We start from the raw sequence: 21,187 nt of genomic DNA, 5'->3' as shown, positions 1-21,187 counted from the left end.
TATGACCAGGGTGGTCAGCCGACGACGTCGAAGATGGCCGCGGCGGACGTGACGGCCTTGTCCCCGTTGCCTTCGTCGTGCAGGAGCATGCGCACGCCGACGCGTCCGGGCCCGCCTCTCGAACCGGCGACGTGCGCGGTGCCCTCCACGCGGAAGGGGCCCACCTTGCCGCGTGACATGAACATGACGTGCCAGCTGACGACCTGCACCTTCGGTGTGCCGGCGGCCTCGGTGGCCAGGTCGGTCGCCGCGGTTTCCAGCACGACGTGCTGGGGCCCGATGTGCAGCGCGGCATCCGGTGACGCGAGTTCGGTGCTGAGTTCGGGCAGCACCCAGTGGCCGTCGCCGCGCTTGCTGGCACCGAACGCTTGCCACAGCGGCGGCAGGTCGGGCGAGTCCTCGATCACCAGCTCGGTGCCCGAAACATCCATCTTGCCAAGGCCTTCCGGCGGCACGCCGATGACCGCACCCTGGCCCTCGTTGAAGGCGATGACCCGATCGGGGTTGTCGGCGTCGACGATCATGCACCGCCCGTAGCCCATGGTCCGGCCCTGGTGGACGATGCCGGAGCCGACGATCTCGATTGTCTTGACGTCGTAGCCGGGGTCGACGATCTGGACCGACGCGATGACCGGGTTGGGGACCGCGACCATGTCCGTCTGACATCCCTCCGGCGACGAGATGGCCAGCGGCGCCACCAGCAGCCCGCCCGCCTCGTTGCGCATGTCGCGGCGGATGGTGACCGTGTCGTCGGTCTCGCCGATGTTCATCGACGAGTGGTTGCGGCCGATGTAGCGGTAGCTCAAAAGACCCGTCCAGCGCCGGAACAGCTCCTCGCGGTAGGCCTCGGCGTCGTTGGCCAGCTCTCGGATGTCGCGAAGTTGGTCGCTCACTTCTGGCCCTCCTCAACGGCTTTGCCCCGGCGCACCTGCCTGAACGGCACACCGCGGTCCGCGGCGTACTCGCGCGGAAAGTTGAGCACCCGCTCGCCGATCACGTTGCGCGCCATCTCGGTGGTGCCGCCGCCGATGCTGGCGATTTGGCGGCCCAGGTAACGAGTGCCGATGGTGAGCTGCCCCGCGTCGTCCTCGACGACGGCCGCCGCGCCGGCGATGGCGTGGGCGGTGTCGTTCTCGACGTTGTGCACCTCGGCCATGTCGAGCCTGATGATCGATCCCGCGGCGGGCGGCAGGGTTCCGGCGACGACGGAGTGGTAGACGTGTTCGCTGAGCTGTCCGTGCACCGCACGGTGGACCAGCGCCCGGCCGACCATCTCCCTGACGCGTTCGCTGCCGTCCTGCCCGGTGCGCTCGACCACCCCGATCAGGTCGACCGAAATGTCCTCGGCCTCAGCGATTCCGGGCCCGCTGGTGTATTCCGAGCCGTCCCCCATCGTGCGGCGCTCGTGGTAGAGCTGGCGCGACGCGACCTCCCACCCCTTGCCCGGTTCCCCGACGACGGCGTCGTCGTCCAGGTCGACGTCGTCGAAAAACTCCTCGCAGAACTCGACCGAGCCGTTGACCTGCTGGATGCGGCTGATCGTCACCCCGGGGTGCGCAAGGGGCACCAGGAACATCGTCAGGCCCTGGTGTTTGGGTACGTCCCAGTCGGTGCGGGCCAGGCACAGCCCGTAGTCGGCGGCGAACGCCCAGGTGCTCCATGTCTTGGCGCCGTTGAGGATCCACCGCCCGTCCCGGCGGTCGGCGCGGGTGATGACGCCCGCGAGGTCCGAGCCACCGCTGGGTTCCGACAGCAACTGCACCAAGACTTCGTCGCCGCGCAGCGCCGCCGGGATGTGGGTGCGCTTCTGTTCCTCGCTGCCCATGTCGAGGATCGTCGCGCAGCAGATCGCGAAGGAGGGAACGTTGAGGAGCAGCGGTGTCTCGTAGGCCACGGCCTCGGCGTCGAACGCCTTCTTGTATTCGTAGCCCAACCCGAGGCCGCCGTATTCGCGGGGGAAGCAGATCCCGGCGAATCCCCCGTCGTACAACCTGCGTTGCAATTCGCGGGCGCGCTGCCAGGACGTCAGAGCGTCGCGCTCGAGGACCATCGCGTCCTCGGAATCCAGCCGCGGCAGGTTCTCGGCCAGCCAGGCCCTGGCCCGGTCGCGGAACTGCGCTACGGTCTCGGCCGGTTCGCCGCTCACCGGATTCGCCTGCGCGTCATCGCCGATGGCCTCCCGTGCCGTTCGAGAGTTGAGCTTGTGCTGAGCGACTGTACAGCACCGTTTTCGTGACTATACAGGCCCGTCAGGGGATGGTGACGCGATCTTGCCGACGTGCTCACCGGCCCGCATCACCGCCAGGGCGTCGTCCATCTTTCCCAGTCGAAGACGTGGCGGGCCGCTCCACCCCCCGCTCCGCCGCCTCGAGGGGCGTGCCGGGCCCGCTCATCACCATCGCGCGCTGGCGACCCGGGATGCTCATGCGATGCGCGCCTCCCTACTCGGGGGTCCTCGCGACCATAGCCGTTTCGGCCAAGTAGTCTGCCGTCGATTCGCATGACCGGCACCCACCCCTTCGACGACGCCGTCCGCCTCGACCAGATCGACACGGACGTCAGGCGCGGGCGCACCCATCCGGAGTGGGAAAACATGGTGGGCCCGTTCGGCGGCATCACCGCGGCCGCCGTCGTGCGCGCCGTCGAAACGCACCCCGACCGCATCGGTGAGCCGTTGACGCTGACGATCAACTACGCCGCCCCCGTCGCCGACGGCGTCTTCGACCTCTCCCTTCGGGTCGTGCGCACCAACCGCACCAACCAGCACTGGAACGTCGAGCTCACCCAGGACGGACAGATCAAGGCCACGGCGACGGCGGTGTTCGCCACCGTCCGTGACAGCTGGGCCGACACCGAGGCCCGCCCACCCAAAGCGCCACCGCCCGAACCGATCACGCCCGGAGCTTTGGGCGACATCGTCACCTGGGCGCGGCTCTACGACATGCGGTTCGTCGACGGCCCGATTCCCACGGGGCAGCCCAGCCCGTCGTCGACGACGACGTTGTGGGTGCGCGACAGGCAGCAACGCCCCGTCGACTATCCGGCGCTGGCCGCGCTGTGTGACGTCTTCTACCCGCGGGTGTTTCTGCGCCGCGGCGGCATGCTGCCCGCCGGGACGATCACGCTGACGACCTATTTTCTCGCCGATCGGCGGCAGCTCGAGGCCGTGGGACCCGACTACGTCCTGGCCACCGCCCACGCCAACCGCTTCTTCGGCGGCTACTTCGACCAGAGCGCGCAGCTGTGGAGCCGCGACGGCGCCCTGCTGGCCACCTCACATCAGGTGGTCTACTTCAAGGGGTGACGGGTCAGGGGTTACAGTTTCGGCGTGAAATGTCACGCTGGGCCTAACCGGGCAGCCGAGGCGCGATGACGGAGCAGACCGCGCACGACGACACCACCACGCTGCTGGCGATCGAGGCCATCAAGCAGCTCAAGTCCCGCTACTGCCGCTACCTCGACGGCAAGGACTGGGCGGCGTGGCGATCCATCTTCACCGACGACTTCGTCAGCGACACGTCCGGGGCCGGCGGCAAGCTGATCGTCGGCGCCGACGACTTCGTCGCGTTCACCCGCAAGGGCATCGGACGGCGCTCTCAGGCCACGGCGCACCAGGTGCACGCGCCCGAAATCGAGCTGACATCGGCGACGACGGCGCGCGGGGTGTGGGCGCTGCAGGACGTCGTCCGCTTCGGGCCCGGTGTCACCCTGGTCGGCTACGGCCACTACCACGAGACGTACCAGAACGTCGGTGGGCAGTGGCTTATCAAGAGCTCCAAGCTGACTCGGCTGCGCGAGGACATCGTCACCCCGGTGTTCTCGGTCTACATTTCCCCGCGCATCCGGCGGGTGGCCGGCAAGCTCGCCAACCGGATGCTCGAAAAGTGATGCGCCGATGGCCGGAGACACGGTAGGCGCCCCGGGCACCGTCCTCGTCACCGGCGCATTCGGTCAGGTCGGCAGGCGATGCGCACAGATCCTGCTCGACCGGGGCCGCACCGTCGTCGCCACCGACCTGCGGACCGACAAGACCCTGGCCGCCGCCGCCGAATTGTCCGAGAGCGCAGGCAAACTGGTGACCGCGTACATCGATCTGTTGGATGCCGCGGCGGTGCGCGATCTGGTCAGCGCCCATCGGCCCGAGGCGATTATTCACTTGGCTGCCATCGTTTCGCCGCCGTCGTACCGCAATCCGGGGCTGGCGCGGCGGGTGAATGTGGGAGGCACGGAAAACCTTGTCGCCGCGGCGGCGACGCTGGACACTCCCCCGCTGTTCCTGATGGCATCCAGCGCCGCGGTCTACGGCTCGCTCAACCCCTACCGGCACCCCGAGCGCATCACCCCCGACACGCCGGTGCGGCCCATCGACCAGTACGGCGAGGACAAGGTGCTGGCCGAGGCGGCGGTCCGGGCCAGCGGTCTGCCGCACGCGGTGTTGCGGTTGGGCGGGGTGATCTCGCCGGATGGGCAGACGAATTTCAGTGGCGACTACCTGGTGCTGGTGCGATCGATGCCGCGCGACAACCGCATCCACGCGGTGGACGCGCGCGACGTGGCGCTGGCGTTCGCCAACGGGGTCGACCGCGGGGCCGACATCTCCGGCAAGGTGCTGCTCATCGGCGGCAACGAGTCGTACGTCAAGCTGCAGCGCGACCTCGAGGACGACGTGATGGCCGGCCTGGGCCTGGGCCGCCTGGGCCCCTCGGTGAGCCTGCCCGGCGATCCCGGCGACGATCGGGGCTGGAGTTTCACGGGCTGGTTCGACACCACCGAATCCCAAGCGCTGCTTGGCTATCAGGAGCACGACTGGCCCGAGACGGTGGCGTGGGTCGCCGCCTCCCAGGGGCACCTGCGCATCGCCCTGCGCGTGCTCGGCCCGGTGTTGCGCCCGCTGATGCGCGGCGCGCTCAGGCTGCAGCGCGCGGCCGAGCGACGCGGGCCGTATGCCGATCCGTGGACCCTGATCGAGAAGAAATACGGCCCGGGCGCCTTGGCCGCCCCGGATTAGCTTGGACTAGCTTGGCCTGGCCTGGCGATCTTGCGACTACGGATCGTCGTCTTCGTCGGTGTTGGTGGTGAGGCGTTCGGGGTGGTGGTAGGGGTCGGTGCGGGGTTGGCCGTGATCCAGATGCGGCGGCGAGCCGGTGGCAACCATCGCGGCCACGCCGGGTATCAGCCGGGCCACGCTGTACTGCTATCTGGCCGACGGCTGAGCGGCTGACGTCTAACCGCACCGATCAGCTACCCGGTGCTGAAGGGCAACACTGACGACGCGCTCCGCCTAAGTGCAGCAGCTTGGGTCGAGCACCTGGCACAACGCAGTCAGCGCGTCCCGGCGGGCGGTGTGGTGCACGCTCATCCCCTGGCGCTCCGATGCAACGAAACCAGCGGTGCGAAGCTGACCGAGGTGGTGGCTGACCGTGGACTCCGACAGCCCGACGGCAGCGGCGAGCGATCCCGTCGTACTTGGCTCCTCGGCGGCGAACAACAGGGACATGAGCTTGACCCGCACCGGATCGGCCAGCGCCTTGAGTCGCATTGCCACGTCCAGGGCGGAGGCGTCGTCCGCGGGTCCAGCGGCAACCGGTGCGCAGCACACCGGCTGCGTCATGTCGATCATCGGGAGCGTCTTGGGCACCTAGTCATGATGCCAGAGAATTTGACATTTATCAAAAAGGTGGCGTATACCAGGGGTGCCACCCTTTCGGCATATGTCACACACCTCGGAGGTGCCCATGTCCCGCGTTCAACTGGCGCTCAACGTCGATAACCTCGATGCGTCCATCGCGTTCTACACCAAGCTGCTCGGCACCGAGCCAGCCAAGGTCAAGCCCGGCTACGCCAACTTCGCCGTTTCCGAGCCGCCGCTCAAGCTGGTTCTGATCGAGAACCCCGGCAAAGGCGGATCGCTCAACCACCTCGGGGTCGAGGTGGAGTCCAGCGAGACCGTGCACGCCGAGATCGCCCGCCTGGCCGGTGCCGGCCTGTTCACCCAGGAGGAGCTGAACACCACCTGCTGCTTCGCCACGCAAGACAAGGTGTGGGTGACCGCGCCCGACGACGAGAAGTGGGAGGTTTACACCAAGCTGGCCGACTCGGAAACCTTCGGGTCCGGTCCGCAGCGCCGCGACCCTGACGCCGAGGGTGCGGTGTGCTGCGGCGGCTCCGCCGAGCGTGACCTCGAACCGGCGGCGTCGTGCTGCTAAACCGATTCGCGACCTGCCGCGCGGCCGTGCCTACACGCGCTGCGCGGCAGGCGCATTATCGAGGCATGCACGTTGCGGACCGCGATGACATATCCGCCGACTTGGAGCGGGCGCGCGCCGAGTTTCACCGCCTACTCGAGGCCACGAAGCCCGACGATTGGGCCAAGCCGACACGCGGAACGCGATGGAACAACGAGCAACTGCTGTTCCATATTGTGTTCGGCTACATGGTCGTACAGCGACTGTTGGTTCTCGTCAAGATTTTCAGCCGCCTGCCCGGTCGAGTGAGCCGCGTCTATGCCGACGTGCTCGACGTCGCAGCCAGGCCGTTCCACATCGTCAACTACTACGGCTCATGTGCGGCCGCCGTCGTCTACAACCGGCGCAGGATGGGCGCAAAACTCGACCGTGTAATCGCCTCGCTGCAACGAAAACTCGCCCAAGAGAACGACGCCGACTTCGCTCGCGGTATGCATTACCCAACCCGCTGGGATCCGTTTTTCGAGGACTACATGACGTTGGAGGACGTTTACCGCTACCCCGGACGGCACTTCGACTTCCACGCCCGCCAGCTCACGCTCACCGCGACGGCGTGAACACGTCGGGGCGATTTCATCGGCTGCTAGCTTGGCAGCCAACACAGCGGAAGGGCTCCCGGCATGACCGCACCCGCCACCACTGACCACCACACACCCGTCGTCGGCAAGCTGTCCACGCTTGACCGTTTTCTGCCGGTGTGGATCGGCGCCGCCATGGTCGCCGGGCTGCTGCTGGGCCGCGCTGTCCCCGGTTTCGACCTGGCGCTGGGCGCGGTCCAGCTCGACGGCGTCAGCCTGCCCATCGCCATCGGGCTGCTGGTGATGATGTATCCGGTGTTGGTCAAGGTCCGCTACGACCGGCTCGACACTGTGACCGGCGACCGCAAGCTGATGGCGGCCTCGCTGGTGCTCAACTGGTTGGTCGGCCCGGCGCTGATGTTCGCGTTGGCATGGCTGCTGCTGCCGGACCTGCCGGAGTACCGCACCGGCCTGATCATCGTCGGCCTGGCGCGCTGCATCGCGATGGTCATCATTTGGAATGACCTCGCATGCGGTGACCGGGAAGCCGCCGCCGTGCTGGTCGCGCTCAACTCGGTGTTCCAGGTAGTCATGTTCGCCGCATTGGGCTGGTTCTACCTGTCGGTGCTGCCCGGCTGGCTTGGCCTGGATCAAACGTCGATCAGCGTCTCGCCGTGGCAGATCGCCAAGTCGGTGCTGATCTTCCTCGGCGCGCCCCTGGTGCTGGGTTACCTGTCGCGCCGCATCGGTGAGCGCGCCAAGGGCCGCGACTGGTACGAGAGCCGGTTCCTGCCGAAGGTCGGGCCGTGGGCGCTCTACGGCCTGCTGTTCACCATCGTCATCCTGTTCGCCCTCCAGGGCGCTCAGATCATCTCCCGTCCCCTGGACGTCGCCCGCATCGCCCTGCCGCTGCTGGCGTACTTCGCCGTCATGTGGGGCGGCGGCTACGTGCTCGGCGCGCTGCTCGGCTTGGGCTACCAGCGCACCACCACGCTGGCGTTCACCGCCGCCGGGAACAACTTCGAGCTGGCCATCGCCGTCGCCATCGCCACGTTCGGCGCGGCGTCGGGTCAGGCGCTCGCCGGGGTGGTCGGCCCGCTCATCGAGGTGCCGGTGTTGGTGGCGCTGGTGTATGTCTCGCTCGCACTGCGCGACCGCTTTGCCTCGGACAGGGTCAGCGCATGACGGCCAAGCCCGGCGTGCTGTTCGTCTGCGTCAAGAAAGCGGGCGACTCGCAAATGGCTGCCGGCCTCATGCGAAAGCCCGCGGGCGACACGGTGTCGGTCCATTCGGCGGGCACCCGGCCGGGGGACGCACTCAACCCCCTGTCCGCACCCGCGATGGAGTCATGGCGCGCCCGCCTAGGCGTGCCGGCCAGTCGCGGCGAAGCCGACGGACCATCCCCGCATGTGACCACTGAAACCAAAGCGACACACGGGATTAGCGTCGTGAGGCGAAAAAGACCGCGGCCTTGCGGATCGAGTCCTCGACGGGTTCGGGCTTCCACCCGAGCTCGCGTTCGGCCTTGCCGTGATCGAGCGGCGACATGAGCTCGGCCATGCGAATCCCGGCGTAGGCGAACGGAAGGTCGCGGCGCAGGACGCGCGCCATGAGGTCGTTGGCGCGGGCCCCGGCGCGCAGCACCGGCATCGGGATGGGGATGCGCGGTGGCCGCCTGCCCACCGCGGCGGCCGCGATCCGGTGCAGCTCCTTGATGCTCATGTAGCGGTCGGAGATGATGTAGCGCTCCCCGCTTCGCCCGCGTTCCGCGGCCAAAAGCATTGCCCGGGCCGCATCCTCGATGCCCACGACCTCCGACGAGTAGTCCAGGTAGAAGGGGAAACGCCCGTTGGCGACCAGCGACAGCAGCGAGCCGTGCGGGGTCGGCGCCCAGTCGCCGGGGCCGTAGGTGGTGGATATGCACATTGCCACGGCGGGCAGCCCCCGCTCCCGCGCGTACGACAGCAGCAGGTTCTCCCCGGCCACCCGGGCCTCGATGTAGGCGCCGCCCTGGTCCCAGTTGTGCGGATCGTCCTCGGTGACCGGCCGGGTGTCGCTGATCGCCAAAGAGCCCGGGGTGCTGGTGTATACGAACTTCGTCAGGTCGGCCCGCAGCGCGGCGTCGAGCACGTGCTTCAGCCCTTCGACGTTGGTCCGAAACAGCGGCGACGGATCGCGCAGCCACATCCGCGCGTCGACGACGCAGTAGTAGACGACGTCGCACCCGGTCATGGCCTCCCGCAGGGCGGCGTCGTCGAAAACGTCGCCGTAACACCGCTCGACGGGCAAGTCGTCGATCCCCTTGGTGGAACTGGTGTGGCGCAACATGACTCGAACGTCGGCCCCCGAGGCGGCCAGCTGCCTGGTCACGTGGGAACCCAGGAAGCCGCTGGCGCCGATCACCAATTTCGTCGCGGTGCCCACTAGCGGTCGATCCAGCCCATTTGTGCCGCCGCGTGGTGGCCCCCGACGGGTGGGGTGAGCCCGTCGATTCTCGCCAGTTGCTCGGGGGTGAGCGCGACGGCGTCGGCTCCGGCGTTCTCCTCGAGCCGCGCGACCCGCTTGGTTCCCGGAATCGGCACGATGTCAGGCCCTTTCGCGAGCAGCCAGGCCAACGCGACCTGGGCCGGGCTGGCGCCGACGTCGGCGGCGATGGCGCGCAACTCGTCGGCGCTGTCGAGGTTGTGCTGGAAGTTCTCCGCGAAGAAGCGGGGGTTGGTCTTGCGGTAGTCGCCGTCGGGAAGCTCGTCGTTGGAGCGGATCGCGCCGGTGAGGAACCCGCGGCCGAGCGGCGAGTAGGCGACGAACCCGATTCCGAGTTCGCGCAGGACGTCGAGGACCCCGTCTTCGGGGTCGCGCGTCCACACCGAGTATTCGGACTGCACGGCGGTGATGGGATGCACGGCATGGGCGCGGCGAATGGTGTTGACGCCGACCTCGGAAAGGCCGATGTGCCTGACCTTTCCGGCGCCGACCAGCTCGGCCAGTGCGCCGATCGTTTCCTCGATCGGGGTCTGGCGGTCCAGGCGGTGTTGGAAGTAGAGGTCGATGTGGTCGGTCTCCAGCCTGCGCAGTGAGCCCTCCACGGCGATGCGGATGTTGGCGGGGCTGCTGTCGAGGCCGTCGCGGCCGGTGTGGGAGATCAGGCCGAACTTCGTCGCCAGCACCACCTCGTCACGCCGGCCCCGCAGGGCGCGCGCCACGAGGTCCTCGTTGACGTAGGGGCCGTAGACCTCGGCGGTGTCGATCAGCGTGACGCCGAGGTCGATGGCGCGATGGACCGTGCGGATGGACTCGGCGTCGTCGCTTCCGGCACCGGCGTAGGCGACGGACATCCCCATCGCGCCAAGACCGAGGCGTCCAACTTCGAGTGTGGCGAGATGAGCCGGTTTCATGCGCTCATTGTGCGCCGGACGAATCCGGTCCCCCCGGCGGGTACCGTGGCGCCCGTGCACACCGCAAAACCGGTCCGCGACATGGCGGTCGACTTCTACCGGGTCTCCGGCGTGGTCCTCATCGTGCTGGGTCACTGGCTGGCCGGTTCGGTGACCTACCACGACGGGTCGTTCGGACGGGAAAACCCGCTCGTCGACATGCCCTGGACGCAGTGGCTGACGTGGCCGTTCCAGGCGGTCCCGACGTTCTTCGTGGTGGCGGGCTACGCGGGCGCGGTGTCCTGGGCGCATCGGCGCGAGGCTGAGGGGGTGTCGCGGCAGGAATGGCTTCGGCGCCGGCTGGCCCGGGTGCTGGGCCCGACGGCGGTGTACGTCGCGCTGGTGTCCGCGGTCGTGGTGGCGCTCGAAGCGGGTCACGTGTCGGGTTCGACGCTGCAGTACGCGGGCTGGGCGGTGGCGATGCATTTGTGGTTCCTCGCCGTCTACCTGATGGTGGTGGCGCTGACGCCGATCGCCATTGCGGCACACCGTCGTTGGGGCCTGCTGGCGCCGGCGGGGCTCGGGGCGGCGGTCGTGGCGGTGGACGCGCTGTCGATCGCCGGCCATGTGGACCACCTCGCACGGGTGAATTACCTGTTGTGCTGGGGAACGTTCTACCAGCTCGGAATTGCTTGGCGCGCCGGGTCATTGCCGATCCGCAGATCCGTCGTGCTCGCGGGGGTCTCGGGGGTGGCGCTGGGGCTGCTGACCGCTCTGGGCCCGTACCCGGTCAGCATGATCGGCGTGCCCGGGCAGACCATCGACAACACCACCCCGCCCACCGCCGCGTTGTTGGCCTTCGGGTGCGCCCAGGCGGGTTTGGTGATCTCGCTCGCGCCCGCGCTCAACCGCGCGCTGCGCGCGGATGCGATCAAGCGCACGTTGACGATCGGCAACGACAACGTCATGGCCCTCTACCTGTGGCACATGATTCCCGTCGTGATCGTGGCGATCGTCGGCTATCCGGCCGGACTGTTGCCGCAACCACCCCTGGGCACGGGCCAGTGGTGGCTGGCCAGGCTGCTATGGGTGGCCGTCCTGGCCGTGGTGGCGGCGGTCGTGATGGTGCTGTTGTGGTGGGCGCGGCGCGTTTTCGCCGCGCCGCTGCCGACGATCGGTGTGCCGCTGAGGGATCGCTGGACCGAAGCCGCCCTACTGGCCGGCGCGGTGATGGCGGCCTATGCCCTGTCGTTCCTCGCCGCCGACGGCTTCGCGCCCGACGGCAGCTACCCGTGGCTGACCGCGCTGGCTTTCGCCGTCGGCGCGGTGCTGGTGGCGCTCACGCCTACGACCGGAGGAACTCCAGCACGTCGGCGTTGACGGTCTCGGCCTGCGTGGTGATCATGCCGTGCGGAAAACCCGTGTAGGTCTTCAGGATGCCGTTGGGCAACAGCTTCGCCGACAGCGGGCCGGCCACCTCGTACGGCACGATCTGGTCGTCTTTGCTGTGCATCACCAGGACCGGCACCGTGACCTTCTTGAGGTCTTCCCGGAAATCGGTCTGGGAGAACGCGACGATCCCCTCGTAGTGCGCCTTGGCATCACCCGTCATGCCCTGGCGCCACCAGTTTTCGATGATCGCTTCCGACGGTTCGGCGCCGGGCCGGTTGAATCCGTAAAACGGTCCCGACGGCAACGCGCGGAAGAACTCGGATCGGTTGGCCGCCAGTTGCGCCTGCAGGTCGTCGAAGGCCTCTTTGGGCATCCCGCCGGGATTGTCCTCGGTCTTGACCATCAGCGGTGGGACCGCGCTGATGAGCACGGCCTTGGCGGCGCGGCTCTGGCCGTGGCGGGCCAGGTAGTGCACCACCTCGCCGCCCCCGGTCGAGTGGCCGATGTGCACCGCGTCGCGCAGATCCAGGTGTTCGACCACCGCCGCCAGATCGTCGGCGTAGTGGTCCATGTCGTGCCCATCGGCGACCTGGGCCGAACGCCCGTGCCCGCGGCGATCGTGCGCGACGACGCGATAGCCCTGGTTCAGGAAGAAGAGCATTTGCGGATCCCAGTCGTCCGACGACAGCGGCCAGCCGTGGCTGAACACGATGGGTTGGCCGGAACCCCAGTCCTTGTAGTGGATCTCGACGCCGTCCTTGGTGGTTACCGTCGGCATAGCCAAACCTTTCAGCGCGGTGTTTCGAGCGATACGACAGCAATATGACTATGCCACGGTTTCCATCGGTCACAATAGCTTCGCAGGCGGCCACCAGAATGTGATCCACCGCCCGGGACGACCCTGGATGCCGAGGGACCGGCGACCCCCTTCCCAAGGGCCGTAATGCCCTGGCCAGCCGCGGTGGATAAGAGGAAAATTGCTCAGGTTCGGAGTTATTTGAGCGTCCGGACCAGACGGAGACCACGTCGCCAAGGGAGTACGCAGATGATAAACAGCCTCACGCTCGACACCAACCAGGTTCCTCAGCAAGCGCGGGACGCCAAGCTATTGAAGGAGTCCGGTGCGCACAAGCTTGTCGTCACGGATCGCGACGGCCACTGCTTGGCGTTCGTGTTGGCTTGGGACAGATTCGACTACGATCCCGAGACCGACACCCACGTGTGCGTTGCCGAGCGTGACGGCCGGGAGCTCATGACCGTATACGCGACCGGAGAAATCAAGGCGGCACCCGGTGCGGCCATGTATGTCGTCACCGCCCCGGATGACTCGGTCGCGGCGCCGCGTCGCAGGTCCTGTTGACCCGCCCGGCAGCAGAACAAAGAAACGACTTTCAGCGTTCCCATCGTCCCCGGTCCCGTGGGGACACTTGCCGCGGCTTCATGCGCTCACGCGCCCTTCCCGGCCCGGTCGCGGGCCCTCCGCCCGCATTCAACCGGGCTTCGACGATCCCGCGGGCGCGGGCTCCGCGCGCACGGGCGGGTTTTCACTCCCCCGGTCTCGACCTCACCCCGTAGCCCGGCGACACGGATCGCCACGGCGGCAAATCGCTGACCCGGTTTCGCGCGGCCGCGGGTTATGATAGACCGTTCGTACGGTTAGTTACCAAGGGATTGAACATGCCCAGATCGCCTGGCAGGCGGAGCGAGATCCTCGACGCGTTCGTCCGCTATGTCGCCGAACGTGGCTATGACAAAACGAATATCGGCGACATCGCCGACGAGCTCGGCATGTCCAAGGGCACCATCGTCCACCACTTCGGAACCAAAGCTCAGATGCTGCGGGAGCTTGAAGAATCTCACCTGGCCCGCCAGCTCGATGTGCTGCGGATGGTATGGGATCGTGTGGCGGCGCCGCACGAACGCATCGCCGCCGCCATCTACGCGTCGGCATTGCTCCAGGTGATGGCCCGCGATGCCGCGGTGGCAAGCCAGCGAGAGGTGGTTCAGCTGTTCGATGATCCCGCGATGCAAGAAGTGCGCAAATTGCGTAATGACTTGCAGGAGCTGGTGATTGACGAGATCCAACGCGGGGTCGAATGCGGCGTGTTCCGAAGCGTGGACGTCGAACTGGCGGCACTGCAGCTGTGGGGATCGCTCGAGTGGATGTGGGTGTGGTTCGACCCCGCCGGTTCCCGCACACCCGAGCAAGTCGGTGCCGCCTTCGTCGACCTTTTCCTCGGTGGACTGCTGCTCGACCGGTTGGGCCTGAGCAACTGGGCCAACCCTTCCGCCGGCGTGGTCTCGGTGGTCCGCGAGTGCCTCGCAAAGGTAACGGACCCGGCGCATTAACCGCTCGGTGCGGAATACGTTGCGAGGCCCTTGATTAGCCGCAATCGGTACGCCCGAAGCGCGGCGCGGACCCCGATCGTCACTTTCGTGGAGCGCGGCGCAGGCCGGGAGTGCCGCCGCAGGCTCAGCCGGCGAATTTTTGTTGACTGACCGTACGGTCTAGTGGAATAGTTGCCGTGTGGCGCGAGCGTGGGCGGCATGGAGCCCGAGGGCAGATACTTTCGGCCGGCGAGGGGGTCGAGGCGAGCGGTCGCGCGGTGGGCCACGCGAAGAACCATCGCTCCCCACCGTGGGATGTGGCTCGAAACGCGCTGCAGTGAAGCCGTTTTCACCGCTCGGCGGCCGCCGATGACCACCGCGAGTATTGCTACCGGCAAGGTGCTCGACAAGATCCGGCCGGGGACGGAGGTGGCCGGCGGGTTCTTCCGCATGTGCGTGCTCACCGGCAAAGCGCTCCGGCAGCCGTTCGAATGGCGTGAGTTCATCTGGACGGGCTGGTTCCTCATGCGGGTATCGCTGCTACCCACCATCGCGGTGTCCATCCCGGAAACCGTGCTGCTCATCTTCACGCTCAACCTCCTGCTGGGCGAGATCGGCGCCGCCGACGTATCCGGTGCGGGTGCCGCGATCGGCGCGGTCACGCAGCTCGGCCCGATCGTGACGGTGCTCGTCGTCGCGGGCGCCGGGGGCACCGCGATCTGCGCCGACCTCGGCGCGCGAACCATCCGCGAGGAAATCGATGCGCTCGAGGTGCTCGGCATTGACCCGATCCACCGGCTGGTGGTCCCCCGCGTCGTCGCCTCGACGATGGTCGCGGTCCTGCTCAACGGCCTCGTCGTCGCCGTCGGTCTGGGGGGTGGCTACCTCTTCAGCGTGTACCTGCAGAACGTCTCGAGCGGCGCCTACCTCTCCACGCTGACGGCGCTGACCGGCCTGCCCGAGGTGGTGATCGCGTTCATCAAAGCGGCGACGTTCGGTCTGATCGCCGGGCTGGTCGGGTGTTACCGCGGGCTGATCGTCCACGGTGGGTCCAAAGGCCTCGGCACCGCCGTCAACGAGACGGTGGTGCTCTGCTTCATCGCGCTGTTCGCGGTCAATGCGGCGCTGACGACCATCGGTGTCCGGTTCGGGACGGGGCGCTGAATGGCTACGGTCGCAGCGCTGCGGGTCCGATTCCCCCGGACGACGGCCGCGCTCCAGCGCTACGGGGACACCCCCACCCGGCCGCTGGTCGAGATCGGACAGATGGTCTGGTTCGCGCTGAGTGCGATCGGGCAGATCCCCTTCGCCGTTCACCGCTACCGCAAGGAGCTGCTGCGCATGGTTGCCCAGATGGGGATGGGCACCGGCGCGATGGCCGTGGTCGGTGGCACCGCCGCCATCGTCGGCTTCATCACCCTGTCCGCGGGGTCATTGGTCGCCATCCAGGGCTACGCGACCCTGGGAAATATCGGTGTCGAGGCGTTCACCGGGTTCCTGGCCGCGCTGGTCAATGTGCGGTTCGTGGCGCCGGTGGCCGCCGGCCAGGCGCTCGCCGCCACGGTCGGCGCCGGCGCCACGGCCGAACTGGGCGCCATGCGCATCGCCGAGGAGATCGACGCGCTCGAGGTGATGAGTATCCGGTCGGTCGCCTTCCTGGCGTCCACTCGGGTGGTGGCGGGTCTGATCGTCATCGTCCCGCTCTACGGGTTGGCGATGACCATGGCGTTTTTGTCCCAGCAGGTCACCACCGTCCTGCTGTACGGGCAGTCCATCGGCACGTACAACCACTACTTCCACACCTTCCTGCGCCTCAACGACGTGGGCTGGTCGTTCGCGGAGGTGATCCTGGTCGCGGTGGTCGTGATGACCACCCACTGCTACTACGGCTACAACGCCACCGGCGGGCCGGTGGGCGTCGGCGAAGCGGTCGGCCGGTCGATGCGGCTGTCGTTGATCACCATCGTCGTGGTGGTCGTACTGACCGCGATGGCGGTCTACGGCAAAACCCCGAACTTCAACCTCACCGTGTAGGCGCGATGACGAGCCCGGCGAAGGAGAACCCGCAACGCATTCCGCCCTACCGGACGACGGCGTTGGTGTTCTTGGTGGTGTCCGCGGCGGTGTTGGGATTCGTGTGGTTGCAGTTTCGGGGCCGGCTCTCACCGACGACACAACTGACGATGTTGGCGCCGCGGGCCGGATTGGTGATGGATCCGGGGTCGAAGGTCACCTACAACGGGGTGGAAATCGGCCGGGTGGCCAGCATTTCGGAGATCGAGCGTGACGGCAAGCCGGCGGCCGAATTCGTTTTGAACGTGAATCCGAAGTGGATCGAGCTGATCCCGGCCAACGTGGACGCCAATATCAGGGCGACCACGCTGTTCGGCAACAAGTACGTGTCGTTGACCTCGCCGAAAAAGCCGATGCCGCAGCACATCACGTCGCAGCACACCATCGATGCGAGGTCGGTGACCACGGAGTTCAACACGCTGTTCGACACCCTCACCTCGATCACGGAGAAGCTGGATCCGGTCAAGGTCAACCTGACCCTGGCCGCGGCCGCGCAGGCGTTGACCGGGCTGGGCGACAAGTTCGGGCAATCGATCGTCAACGCCAACGCCATCCTCGACGACATCAACCCCCAAATGCCGCAGATCCGGCACGACATCCAACGGCTTGCGGCCCTGGGCGACATCTACGCGGACGCCGCGCCGGATCTCATCGATTCCCTCAACAACGCCGTGACGACGGCGCGGACCCTGCACCGCCAGGAAGCCGACCTGGATGCCGCGCTGCTGGCCGCCGCGGGGCTGGGCAACACCGGCGCGGACATCTTCGCCCGCGGCGGGCCCTACCTGCAGCGGGGGGCGGCCGATTTGGTGCCCACCGCCCAGCTGTTCGACACCTACAGCCCCGAGATCTTCTGCACCATCCGCAACTACTACGACGAAGAACCGGCGGCCTATGCGACGACGGGCGGCGGCAACGGCTACGCGCTCAAGACCATGACCGAACTGACGTCGGGGTTGGGTGGCATCCTCACGCTCCCGGGTTTGGCGGGGGCCGCCGCCACGATGGGGCTCCTGGGCCTGGCCGGGCTGGTCGGCGGGGCGCCGAATCCCTTTGTGTACCCGGACAATCTGCCACGCGTGAACGCCCGCGGTGGCCCGGGGGGCGCCCCCGGTTGCTGGCAGACCATCACCCATGACCTGTGGCCGGCGCCGAGCCTGGTGGTCGACACCGGCGCCAGCCTCGCGCCCTACAACCATCTGGAAACCGGCTCCCCGTACGCGATCGAGTACGTCTGGGGCCGCCAGGTCGGGGACAACACGATCAACCCATGAAAGTCACCGGTTCCGCCATCAAGCTCGGCATCGTCTCCCTGGTGCTGGCGCTGATCACCGCGTCGATCGTGGTGGTGTTCGCCCAGATGCGCTTCAACCGCACCAACACCTATTCCGCGGAGTTCAAGAATGCCAGCGGGCTGAAAAACGGTCAGTTCGTCCGCGCGGCCGGAGTGGAGATCGGGAAGGTCAAGACGGTGCGGCTGATCGACGGCGGCCAGCGGGTGCTGGTGGACTTCGACGTCGACCGCTCGATAACGCTCTATCAGTCGACGACCGCGCAGATCCGCTACCTCAACCTGTTCGCCGACCGCTACCTGGAGCTCAAGCGCGGCGAGGGCGCGGCCGCGGACCGGGTGTTGCCGCCGGGCGGATTCATCCCGCTTTCCCGAACGGCACCGGCGCTGGATCTCGACGCGCTGATCGGTGGTTTCAAGCCACTGTTCCGGGCGCTCGATCCGGAAAAGGTCAACACCATCGCGTCGGCGATCATCACCGTGTTCCAGGGTCAGGGCGGCACCATCAACGACATCCTGGACCAGACCGCGCAGCTGACCGCGCACGTCGCCGATCGCGATCAGGCGATCGGCGAGGTGGTCAAGAACCTGAACACCGTGCTCGACACGACGGTCAGGCATCGCAAGGAATTCGACCAAACTGTCGACAACTTCGAGAGATTGATCACCGGGCTGCAAAACCACGCCGACCCGCTGGCGGCCGGCACCGCGAACGTCAGCGACGCCGCGGGAACGGTGGCCGACCTCCTCGCGGACAACCGCGCTCTGCTGCACAAGGCGATCGACTATCTGCAGGCGCTGCAGCAGCCACTCGTCGACCAACGCGATCAGCTCGGCGACCTGATCCACAAGACGCCGACCGCGCTCAACCTGATCGGACGCAGCATCGGTCTCTACGGGGACTGGGTGAACTTCTACCTGTGTGACCTGAGCATCAGGTGGAACGGGTTGCAGCCCGGCGGCCCGGTCCGCACGGTCCGGATCTGGCAGCAACCCACCGGTAGGTGCACGCCGCAATGAGAACCCTCACCGAATTCAATCGCAGCCGGGTCGGACTGATGGGCATCACCGTGCTGCTGCTCGTGGTCGCCGTCGGCCAAAGCTTCACCAGCATCCCGATGATGTTCGCAACTCCGAGCTACTACGGGCAGTTCACCGACACCGGCCAACTCATCAAGGGCGACAAGGTACGCATCTCCGGCGTGAACGTCGGCAAGGTGGAGGCGTTCGATATCGACGGCGACCACGTCATCATCAAGTTTTCGATCGGCGCCAACACCATCGGCAACGAGAGCCGGCTCGCGATCAAGACCGACACCATCCTGGGCAAGAAGGTGCTGGAGATCGAGCCGCGGGGAAAGCAGGCGTTGCGGCCCGGAGCCGTGTTGCCGCTGGGCCAAAGCACCACCCCCTACCAGCTCTATGACGCGGCTTTCGATGTCACCAAGGCCGCGACCGGCTGGGACGTCGACAAGGTCAAGCAGTCGCTGAATGTCTTGTCGCAGACCGTCGATGAGACGTACCCGCATCTGAGTGCCGCGCTCGACGGCTTGAGCAGGTTCTCCGACACCATCGGTAAACGCGACGAACAGATCAAGCACCTGCTCGCGCAGGCGCACCAAGTGGCCGGTGTGCTCGGTGACCGCAGCGAACAGATCAACCGGTTGTTGGTCAACGCGAAGACGTTGCTGGTCGCGTTCAACGAACGCAGCCGCGCCATCGGTGCACTGCTGCACAACATTTCCGCCTTCTCGGCCCAGGTGCAGGGGTTCATCAACGACAACCCGAACCTCAATCCCGTGCTCGAGCAGTTGCGCGCCATCAGCGACGTCCTGGTGGCACGCAAGGACGACCTGGCCCAAACCCTCACGTACGTCAGCCAATTCGCCGCATCGCTAGGGGAATCGGTCGCTTCGGGGCCGTACTTCAAGATCGTCTTGTCCAACCTGCTGCCGTACTGGATCTTGCAGCCGTTCGTCGACGCCGCCTTCAAGAAGCGCGGTATCGACCCCGAAGACTTCTGGCGTAGCGCCGGGCTTCCAGAGTTCCGTTGGCCCGACCCCAACGGCACCCGCTTCCCGAACGGGGCGCCGCCGCCGGCACCTCCGGTGCTCGAGGGCACCCCGGATCATCCGGGTCCGGCCGTCCCGCCGGGAACGGCGTGCTCGTACACCCCACCGGCCGACGCACTGCCGCGGCCGTGGAATCCGTTGCCGTGCGCGGGCATAGGCATCGGGCCGTTCGGCGGCGCTTTCCCGGCACCGATCGACGTCCAGCCGTCGCCGCCCAACCCGAACGGTTTGCCGCCAACGCCGGGTATCCCGATCGCCGCGCGGCCGGGCGACCCGCCGCCGGACGCCCCGGGCACACCGGTGCCGCTGCCCACCCAGGCACCGCCGGGCGCGCGCACCGAGAACCTGCAACCCGCCGGCCCCACCCCGCCACCGGCGGCGTTCGCGCCCGGGCTGCCGCCGGGGCCGCCGGCGCCACCGGGACCCGGCCAGCAGTTGCCCGCGCCGTTCATCAACCCCAGCGGCACGGGAGGCAGCGGAATCGCGGGAGGTAACCAGAATTGAGCGACGTCCTCCGCACCCGCAAACCGCGGCCCCGGACGATCATCGGGGCGCTGGTGGTGCTGCTGGCCCTGGCCGCCGGGCTGGTCGGCTGGCGGCTCTACCACAGCTTGACCACCAACACCGTAATCGCCTACCTGCCAACGGCGAACGCGCTCTATGCCGGCGACAAGGTCCAGATCATGGGTGTCCGCGTGGGTTCGGTCGACAAGATCGAGCCGGCTGGCGACAAGATGAAGGTGACGTTTCACTACGACAACAAATACAAGGTGCCCGCCAACGCGTCCGCCGTGGTCGTGAACCCGACCCTGGTCGCGTCGCGGAGCATTCAGCTCGAGCCGCCCTATAAGGGCGGGCCGGTGTTGGGCAACAACGCGGTGATCCCGATCGAGCGCACGCAGGTGCCGACGGAGTGGGACGAACTGCGCGAAAGCGTCGCCAACATCATCTCCAAGCTCGGCCCGACGCCCGAGCAGCCCAAGGGCCCGTTCGGTGAGGCCATCGAGTCGTTCGCGGACGGCTTGTCCGGCAAGGGCAAGCAGATCAACACCACGCTGAACAGCCTGTCGCGGTCGCTGACCGCGCTGAACGAGGGCCGCGGTGACTTCTTCGCCGTCATCCGCAGCCTGGCGCAGTTCGTCAACGCCCTGCACAAGGACGACCGGCAGTTCGTCGCGCTGAACAACAACCTGGCCCAGTTCACCGACAAGCTGACCCGGTCCGACCGCGACCTCGCCGATGCGATCCAGCAGTTCGACAGCCTGCTCTCCACGCTGCGCCCGTTCCTGGCCAAAAACCGCGAGGTGCTCGCCCACGACATCGACAACCTCGCCGACCTGACGACCACGCTCGTGCAACCCGACCCACTGAACGGTTTGGAGACCGCCCTGCACGTCCTGCCGACGCTGGAGACCAATCTCAGCCAGATCTACCACCCGTCGCACGGCGCCGTCATGTCCATCCCGGCGATCCCGAACTTCGCCAATCCAATGCAGTTCGTGTGCAGCATGATTCAGGCCGGCAGCCGGCTGGGCTACCAGGAATCCGCCGAATTGTGCGCGCAGTACCTGGCACCGATCCTCGATGCGATCAAGTTCAACTACCTGCCGTTCGGGCTGAACGCGTTCAGCACCGCCGAGGCGCTACCCAAGGAGATCGCCTACTCCGAGCCCCGGCTCCAGCCGCCCAACGGGTACAAAGACACCACGGTGCCGGGGATTTGGGTGCCGGACACCCCGCTGTCGCACCGCAACACCCAGCCGGGCTGGGTCGTCGCGCCGGGCATGCAAGGCACACAGGTGGGGCCGGCCACCGGGAGGCTGCTGACCCCCGAATCCCTGGCCGAACTCTTGGGTGGCCCGGACGCCCCGCCCCCCGCCCCCGGGCTGCAGAC

The 21,187-nt window shown here is 67.4% G+C and carries 21 protein-coding genes and 1 pseudogene; 15 read left to right on the top strand and 7 right to left on the bottom strand.

The window, feature by feature from the left end:
• Nucleotides 1–14 precede the first annotated feature (14 nt).
• Both BST11_RS19910 and BST11_RS19905 read right to left on the bottom strand, forming a co-directional pair.
• A complete protein-coding gene (locus BST11_RS19910; protein WP_083139646.1) occupies nt 15–893 on the bottom strand; it encodes a hypothetical protein in 879 nt (292 codons plus the stop codon).
• Complete coding sequence (locus tag BST11_RS19905; protein WP_083139645.1) at nt 890–2,146, bottom strand: acyl-CoA dehydrogenase family protein; 1,257 nt, start codon at nt 2,144–2,146, stop codon at nt 890–892. The genes BST11_RS19910 and BST11_RS19905 overlap by 4 nt, the downstream gene beginning before the upstream one ends.
• A 354-nt stretch (nt 2,147–2,500) precedes the next feature.
• On the opposite strand from BST11_RS19905, the gene BST11_RS19900 reads away from it, so the two are divergent.
• From BST11_RS19900 to BST11_RS19890, 3 genes are all read left to right on the top strand, one after another.
• Nucleotides 2,501–3,304 (top strand): acyl-CoA thioesterase, encoded by an 804-nt coding sequence (locus BST11_RS19900; protein ID WP_083139644.1) that lies wholly within the window; start codon nt 2,501–2,503, stop codon nt 3,302–3,304.
• A gap of 65 nt (nt 3,305–3,369) precedes the next feature.
• Entirely contained in the window at nt 3,370–3,888 is a 519-nt protein-coding gene (locus tag BST11_RS19895) for a nuclear transport factor 2 family protein (protein ID WP_083139642.1), read from the top strand.
• Between the two features lie 7 nt (nt 3,889–3,895).
• Nucleotides 3,896–5,008, top strand: coding sequence for an NAD-dependent epimerase/dehydratase family protein (locus BST11_RS19890; RefSeq protein WP_083139640.1), 1,113 nt, complete (start codon nt 3,896–3,898; stop codon nt 5,006–5,008).
• Between the two features lie 36 nt (nt 5,009–5,044).
• On the opposite strand, the gene BST11_RS19885 is transcribed toward BST11_RS19890, so the two are convergent.
• Nucleotides 5,045–5,185 (bottom strand): hypothetical protein, encoded by a 141-nt coding sequence (locus BST11_RS19885; protein ID WP_211284740.1) that lies wholly within the window; start codon nt 5,183–5,185, stop codon nt 5,045–5,047.
• 96 nt (nt 5,186–5,281) lie between these two features.
• The gene (locus BST11_RS19880; RefSeq protein WP_083139639.1) at nt 5,282–5,638 is read right to left on the bottom strand and encodes an Rv2640c family ArsR-like transcriptional regulator; all 357 of its coding nucleotides are present in this window, start codon (nt 5,636–5,638) and stop codon (nt 5,282–5,284) included.
• Between the two features lie 97 nt (nt 5,639–5,735).
• Here BST11_RS19880 and BST11_RS19875 point away from each other — a divergent pair, with 97 nt between their 5' ends.
• From BST11_RS19875 to arsB, 3 genes and pseudogenes are all read left to right on the top strand, one after another.
• Entirely contained in the window at nt 5,736–6,206 is a 471-nt protein-coding gene (locus BST11_RS19875; RefSeq protein WP_083139686.1) for an ArsI/CadI family heavy metal resistance metalloenzyme, read from the top strand.
• A 65-nt stretch (nt 6,207–6,271) separates the two neighbouring features.
• Nucleotides 6,272–6,802, top strand: a complete 531-nt coding sequence (locus BST11_RS19870; RefSeq protein WP_083139638.1) for a DinB family protein — start codon at nt 6,272–6,274, stop codon at nt 6,800–6,802.
• 63 nt (nt 6,803–6,865) lie between these two features.
• Nucleotides 6,866–8,106: pseudogene (arsB, locus tag BST11_RS19865) on the top strand (ACR3 family arsenite efflux transporter); the annotation flags it as partial.
• A gap of 97 nt (nt 8,107–8,203) precedes the next feature.
• On the opposite strand, the gene BST11_RS19855 reads toward arsB, so the two are convergent.
• Both BST11_RS19855 and BST11_RS19850 read right to left on the bottom strand, forming a co-directional pair.
• Nucleotides 8,204–9,187, bottom strand: a complete 984-nt coding sequence (locus tag BST11_RS19855; RefSeq protein WP_083139635.1) for an NAD-dependent epimerase/dehydratase family protein — start codon at nt 9,185–9,187, stop codon at nt 8,204–8,206.
• Nucleotides 9,187–10,158: an aldo/keto reductase gene (locus tag BST11_RS19850; RefSeq protein ID WP_083139633.1), complete on the bottom strand. Its 972-nt coding sequence runs from the start codon at nt 10,156–10,158 to the stop codon at nt 9,187–9,189. The genes BST11_RS19855 and BST11_RS19850 overlap by 1 nt, the downstream gene beginning before the upstream one ends.
• A gap of 81 nt (nt 10,159–10,239) precedes the next feature.
• Here BST11_RS19850 and BST11_RS19845 point away from each other — a divergent pair, with 81 nt between their 5' ends.
• Nucleotides 10,240–11,517, top strand: coding sequence for an acyltransferase family protein (locus BST11_RS19845; protein WP_276034092.1), 1,278 nt, complete (start codon nt 10,240–10,242; stop codon nt 11,515–11,517).
• Here BST11_RS19845 and BST11_RS19840 read toward each other — a convergent pair.
• Nucleotides 11,483–12,307: an alpha/beta fold hydrolase gene (locus BST11_RS19840; protein WP_083139629.1), complete on the bottom strand. Its 825-nt coding sequence runs from the start codon at nt 12,305–12,307 to the stop codon at nt 11,483–11,485. The genes BST11_RS19845 and BST11_RS19840 overlap by 35 nt on opposite strands.
• Before the next feature lie 267 nt (nt 12,308–12,574).
• Here BST11_RS19840 and BST11_RS19835 point away from each other — a divergent pair, with 267 nt between their 5' ends.
• The 8 genes from BST11_RS19835 to BST11_RS19800 form a co-directional block, all read left to right on the top strand.
• On the top strand, nt 12,575–12,889 hold the full coding sequence (locus BST11_RS19835; RefSeq protein ID WP_244897720.1) for a hypothetical protein: 315 nt from the start codon (nt 12,575–12,577) through the stop codon (nt 12,887–12,889).
• Between the two features lie 317 nt (nt 12,890–13,206).
• The gene (locus BST11_RS19830) at nt 13,207–13,878 is read left to right on the top strand and encodes a TetR/AcrR family transcriptional regulator (RefSeq protein ID WP_083139628.1); all 672 of its coding nucleotides are present in this window, start codon (nt 13,207–13,209) and stop codon (nt 13,876–13,878) included.
• Between the two features lie 429 nt (nt 13,879–14,307).
• A complete protein-coding gene (locus BST11_RS19825; protein WP_372509743.1) occupies nt 14,308–15,021 on the top strand; it encodes an MlaE family ABC transporter permease in 714 nt (237 codons plus the stop codon).
• Nucleotides 15,022–15,891, top strand: coding sequence for an ABC transporter permease (locus BST11_RS19820; RefSeq protein ID WP_083139626.1), 870 nt, complete (start codon nt 15,022–15,024; stop codon nt 15,889–15,891). It abuts the gene before it with no gap.
• Nucleotides 15,892–15,896: 5 nt separating this feature from the next.
• Entirely contained in the window at nt 15,897–17,204 is a 1,308-nt protein-coding gene (locus BST11_RS19815; RefSeq protein ID WP_083139625.1) for an MCE family protein, read from the top strand.
• The gene (locus BST11_RS19810; RefSeq protein ID WP_083139623.1) at nt 17,201–18,241 is read left to right on the top strand and encodes a virulence factor Mce family protein; all 1,041 of its coding nucleotides are present in this window, start codon (nt 17,201–17,203) and stop codon (nt 18,239–18,241) included. Before BST11_RS19815 ends, BST11_RS19810 begins: the two co-directional genes overlap by 4 nt.
• Complete coding sequence (locus BST11_RS19805) at nt 18,238–19,797, top strand: virulence factor Mce family protein (protein ID WP_083139621.1); 1,560 nt, start codon at nt 18,238–18,240, stop codon at nt 19,795–19,797. Before BST11_RS19810 ends, BST11_RS19805 begins: the two co-directional genes overlap by 4 nt.
• The coding region (locus tag BST11_RS19800; protein ID WP_142276456.1) for a virulence factor Mce family protein at nt 19,794–21,187 on the top strand (1,394 nt) is incomplete at its 3' end. The genes BST11_RS19805 and BST11_RS19800, both read left to right, overlap by 4 nt.

This window comes from Mycobacterium alsense (assembly GCF_002086635.1).
GTDB lineage: Bacteria > Actinomycetota > Actinomycetes > Mycobacteriales > Mycobacteriaceae > Mycobacterium > Mycobacterium alsense.
This window is presented reverse-complemented; position numbering and strand designations above follow the sequence as displayed.